A 5,119-nucleotide genomic window follows, 5' to 3' on the forward strand; every position below is an offset into this window, starting at 1 on the left:
GCCGCTGCGCACCGAACGGCACATTCCAAACTCGATTGCGACGATGCGTCGACGGCTCGTTCTCGCCCTCGTCAGAAGTCTGTCGCGATGTCCATGTTGCGCAAGAGCGATCCTGCGTCCGCGTATCGCGCAAAAATTTATGACGCAGTAAGACTAGGAATAAGCGCGCAAATAGCGGCTATAAGGAAGCCCCAGATCCCGGTGTGGCAGCTCAGGCGTCAATGAGCGATGTGAATGGACTGCGTCAGCACCTGGATGCTGCTTTCCCTGTCATAGACCGACGTGTATGATGTCGTCTGGCCGAATGCTCGCCCGCCTTGATCGTGCCGAGCGAAGCGACTGCGGGCATCTGGGATTGTCCATCGATGAAAATGGACGAGCAAGGCGGTCCCCAACTCAGCCCGATGTACTGGGGTCACACGCCGCAAAGCATCCAAGTCGCGGCTATCGCCCCGTCAAAAGCATTCTCGCCGGCACGCAGGATTTTCAGCGCGGCTCTGTGGCGAGCGGAAAGATGTCATCACCGCCTCGTACCGCTGCCGCATGGAAGGTGGGGACCTCCCGGTCCACTCGCTCTCGGTCGACTGCCTGTATTGCGCGCCTCTCGATCTCACCCATCAGGCAAGTCGTCCAACCAGCAGGCGCCCTCGACGTGCGGTCGGGAAAAGATCTTTCCAATCTTTTCAGGACTCTTGTTTTGATGATACCGCATATACAATCGCCCATCTGCTCCGATGTCGAGGATCTCGATCTTTCCTGTGTAATGGGACATGATATATTTGAATGTCTTTTGGATGCCGCTGAGACGTCGGTTGACACCCCGCGCAATCTCTAGGCCGTAACGCAGTGGAACCTGGAAATGCGATGCTCCCTTCACCGGCCTTCCCTGAAAGAGATAATAGGGGCGGACACCGATCTGGTGACACTTGGCAAAGGTCGCCCCCAGGATCTCGGGATCATCGTTGACTTTCGCGAGAAGCACGGACTGGTTGAGGAACTGCACCTCGTGTGCGCACAAGGAACGAATGTTGCGCTCTGCGGCAACCGAGATTTCACCGATGTGATCGAAATGTGTGACGATTACGGCGGTCTTACCAGCTTCACGGATTCGTCGGAATAAAGCGGGCAAAGCGGCATCCTCGAATCGCTTGGGCTCAAAGGCGACCATTTTTGTGCCGAACCGGACAGATTCCAAATGTGGGATCGGCAGCAGATGATCAAGAATTTTGTCGAGCTTGGCGGTGCTTAGCATGAACGGGTCGCCTCCCGATAGCAGTACATTCGTCATCTCAGGATGCCCGCCAATGTATTGCGCAACCCGGGCGAAATCAGGTGCGATTTCATCGGAGTCCCTGCCGATGATGCGTTTGCGAAAGCAATAACGGCAATATGAAGCGCAACGGTCCGTTACCAGCAACAACCCGGTCTGCTGGTACTTATGCTGAAGTCCGGGTACTACCGTGTTGTCGTGCTCGCCGCTCGTATCTAGACTGCCGGTGCTCTCTAACTCCGCCAATGAGGGCTCTACAATGTACTTGAGATGCTCGTAATGACCACTGCTGGTGATCTGTTCACGATAGAATTTTGTGACATGATGAGGCGTAATGCTATTGGCTTGCAGCTCCTCCTCAGTAACGACGCAAGCGCCCTCAATGAAATTCATGACTGCAGTGTGAGGCTGCCGCACCTCACCTACAGCATCTATCGCGTTGATCTGGATCGTTCGAGCCCGTTTCATTTCAATACCTCATCCGGGAGACTGGTATGGTCAATAGGAGTCTCCTAGCAATCAGCGCGCCACCAAGGACATGTGCGAGCCCTGCTTGAGGAAAGCTAAAAGGACGCTTTCGCGCCCGTCCGTGGAACACCAGCGTATCAGCGTGTCACGTTCCCAACAAAGACGTTTTTAATCGGACACGCCTGAAGACGACCGGACGAGGGGAGCGGTGATGACGGTCGCGTGCCACACTCGAACGTCTGCTCGACGATGATACACTCGGGCCGATCTCACTACAGACGCACTCGGGATCCGAGCATTACCTGGCGTGATGCTCTGCTGTGTGGGATCCAATGGTGCTGGCGTTGGCCAAGCAGGCCGCCCCATCATCGAGCCTACTTCTTGCCATCTACGAGTTTAAGCGCTCTTCTTTCGAGGGTGGCTCGTTCGCCATTGATATCTGGGGGAGAACGCGCCGCTCTAAGCGAAGCTATAGGTGTGATCTTCCCCGATAAAGTGGACGGGTTAGGCGGCTTTTAGCTCCATCTGGATCGGGGCGATATATCCGATGGGGAATGGAGCCGGGTTCGGTTGTACAACGAGGTTTGAGAGCGCCCACAGGACCGTTCTTCGCGAGGTTCTTTATCGACATCATCCCTGGTTTGGTCGCCGAGTTTGCGTTCATGGGGCCGTCGACAAGGCCGGTGATATCGTTTTTCGCTGCACGCTCGACGGGTCGCAAGCAGATCGTTGGCTTGAAGTACCGGCATGGATGTTCGACCGGACGGTATGCCCTGACCCCGAGCTTTTGACAGCTCAGCCGTTTGTCAGCATTGACGCACTTGCAGCGCTTTCTGCGCTTCTCGATCTGGCGTTGATGGATCGAACGCCATCAGCTGCCCTGCTTTCTAGCGCATCCAGAGCCTCTCACGACCAGAATCGGGGAGAGACCCATGTCGCGGCAGACGGCAATGCCAGGGAGCGGATACCGACACAATCGACAACTGCGCCGCAGCAGCAGATGGATCTGTTCGGGAGCGGCCTGCCGAACGGCGCCATCGGCGCGCCCGCATGGCCGGAGCTGCCGGCGGAAGCGCGGGCAGCGCTCACAAGCCTGATTGCGCATTCCAGGGATGGTGATCAGGTGTTCCAGGCGATGGTGATCACGGATTCCAGTGATCGCGATCAGGTGCGGAGGCGAACACGGCTGACGATTGCATCTGGGCTCGAAATAGTCTCCTCGTCAAGATTGGCGGGTTGGTTTGGAGATCGTCCCGGCGGTCCATGGGCGGGCCCCGTGCGCGGCGCGGAGTGGCCCCACGAGCGACGTAGCGACGCGCGCGGGGCCTGTGGGCCGGCGGGGCGATCGTGCGCGAGGTGCTCACGGTTTTTTCTTTTCGCCAGCCTGACGCCGTAGACTGTCGCCCTTGAGCTCGATGCGATGAGCATTGTGAATGATGCGATCCAATATCGCATCGCCGAGGGTGGGGTCGGCAATGACATCATGCCATTGCGACACGGGCACCTGACTAGTGATCAACAACGATCCCTTCGTAACGATCATCGACGATCTCGAGCAGATCACGGCGCTGATCGGCGGTGAGCGGTTCGGGTCCCCAGTCGTCGTTGAGGATGAGGAGATTGACGCGCTCCAGGGCAGCGATCAGGCGCGCCAGACGGCCTTCGCCGCGCGCCTGGGCGAGATCGGCGAACAGGCGGGATGTTCGCTTGTAGAGGACGGAAAAGCCGTCGCGGCAGGCCTTGTTGCCGAGCGCGCAGGCAAGCCAGGACTTGCCGGTGCCGGTTGGGCCGACAATGACCAGGTGGTTGCTGTCACGGATCCATTGACAGGTGACGAGGTTCTGGAAGAGCGAACGATCGAGACCACGGGCGGTGCGATAATCGACGTTCTCGATGGTGGCGGCTTGACGGAGCTTGGCACTGGTCAAGCGGCGCGTGAGGCGGCGGTTGTCGCGGGCGGTGACCTCGCGATCGACGAGGAGGCCGAGCCAATCGGCGTGCGGCATCTCGGCCGCCTCGGGATTGTTCTGCAGTTCAGTGAGGCCATCGGCCATGGCGGCGAGGCCGAGTGCGCGCAAGCGATCGACGGTGGGGTGAATGAGCATGCTGATCTCTCCTGATCAATTGTAATAGCTGCGGCCACGGATGTTGGTGTGGAAGAGGATGGGCGCCTCCTCGGCGGGAGGCGCGGTTCTGTCGGTGCCGTTCTTGAGGATGGCAGCGACCGATTTGTACGACCGGGCGTTGAGCAGCAGCGCCCGGGCACAAGCGGCATCGACGCGTTCCTGGCCGTAGCGCTTGACCAGCCCGAGAATGCCGATGGCCGAGCGGAAGCCCTGTTCCGGATGTGGCCGCGATCGCAGGATGACGTCGATCAGCGTCTGGGCATCGGGACCGACTTTGGCGGCTTCCGAACGAATGCGCTCAAGGGTCCAGTCGCGATAGCGGCGATGTGAGCTCGGCATATGCTCGGGAATCGTGGTCGGGCGATGTGGCAAGGTGCTGCGCAGATGCGAGGCCACCCGCTTGCCGCGGAGAAATATCTCGACGGTCTTTTGGGTGATGCGGGCCTCAACCTCCTGATGAACGAGGTTGTGAGGGACGCTGTAGTAATGCTTGGCGATCTCGATGTGATAATCGAGGTTGACCCGGCAGCGCTTCCACTCGGCGTACTCGTACGGCTCATCCGGCAAAGGGGTCAGCGCCGGACGATCGAGCTCCTCGAACAGGTCGCGGCGACTTCGTCCCCAGCTGCGCAACGGTCGATCGTTCAGTTCGACAAGGAGCGCGTGGATCGCCTCATTAAGGGAGGCGAGTGAGAAGAAGCGGCGGTTGCGCAAGCGCGCCAGAATCCATCGCCCGACGATTTGGACCCCGACTTCGGCCTTGGCTTTGTCGCGCGGCCGATACGGCCGCGCTGGAACGATGGCGGTGGGGTAATGGCGGGCGAGATCGGCATAGGTCCGGTTGACCATCGGCTCGTGGAAGCAAGCCCGGGTGATACCGGCCTTCAGATTGTCGCTCACCGTCTGGCGGGCCACGCCGCCGAAAAAGGCAAAGGCCCGAACGTGGGAGGCGATCCAGTCCGGCAGGCTCTGGCTGAGGCTGGCCTCGGCGTAGGTGTAGTTCGAGGCGCCGAGCACGGCGACGAAGATCTGCGTGCTGCGTACCTCACCCGTGAGCCCGTCAACCACCTCCATCGTGTGGCCGGAATAGTCGACGAACAGCTTCTCGCCGGCGACATGGACCTGGCGCAGGGTCGGCTTGAGGCGGCCGGCCCATTCCTTGTAGCGTTCGCAGAACCATGAGTAGCTGAAGCTGTCGGAGCTTGCGTCGCAATACTCCTCCCACAACAGCATCAGCGTGACGTTCGGGCGCCGC

The 5,119-nt window shown here is 59.7% G+C and carries 2 protein-coding genes and 1 pseudogene; all 3 read right to left on the bottom strand.

Going from position 1 to position 5,119, the window contains the following annotated elements; translation table 11 throughout:
• Positions 1–610 precede the first annotated feature (610 nt).
• The gene (locus tag IVB48_RS00080; protein ID WP_247396213.1) at positions 611–1,738 is read right to left on the bottom strand and encodes a lysine 2,3-aminomutase; all 1,128 of its coding nucleotides are present in this window, start codon (positions 1,736–1,738) and stop codon (positions 611–613) included.
• Between the two features lie 1,360 nt (positions 1,739–3,098).
• Positions 3,099–3,843 (bottom strand): annotated as a pseudogene (istB, locus tag IVB48_RS00085) (IS21-like element helper ATPase IstB).
• Between the two features lie 15 nt (positions 3,844–3,858).
• Positions 3,859–5,119: IS21 family transposase (gene istA / locus IVB48_RS00090; RefSeq protein WP_247396217.1), on the bottom strand; the 1,261-nt coding region annotated here is incomplete at its 5' end.

The organism is Bradyrhizobium sp. 76, assembly GCF_023073025.1.
Classification (GTDB): Bacteria; Pseudomonadota; Alphaproteobacteria; order Rhizobiales; family Xanthobacteraceae; genus Bradyrhizobium.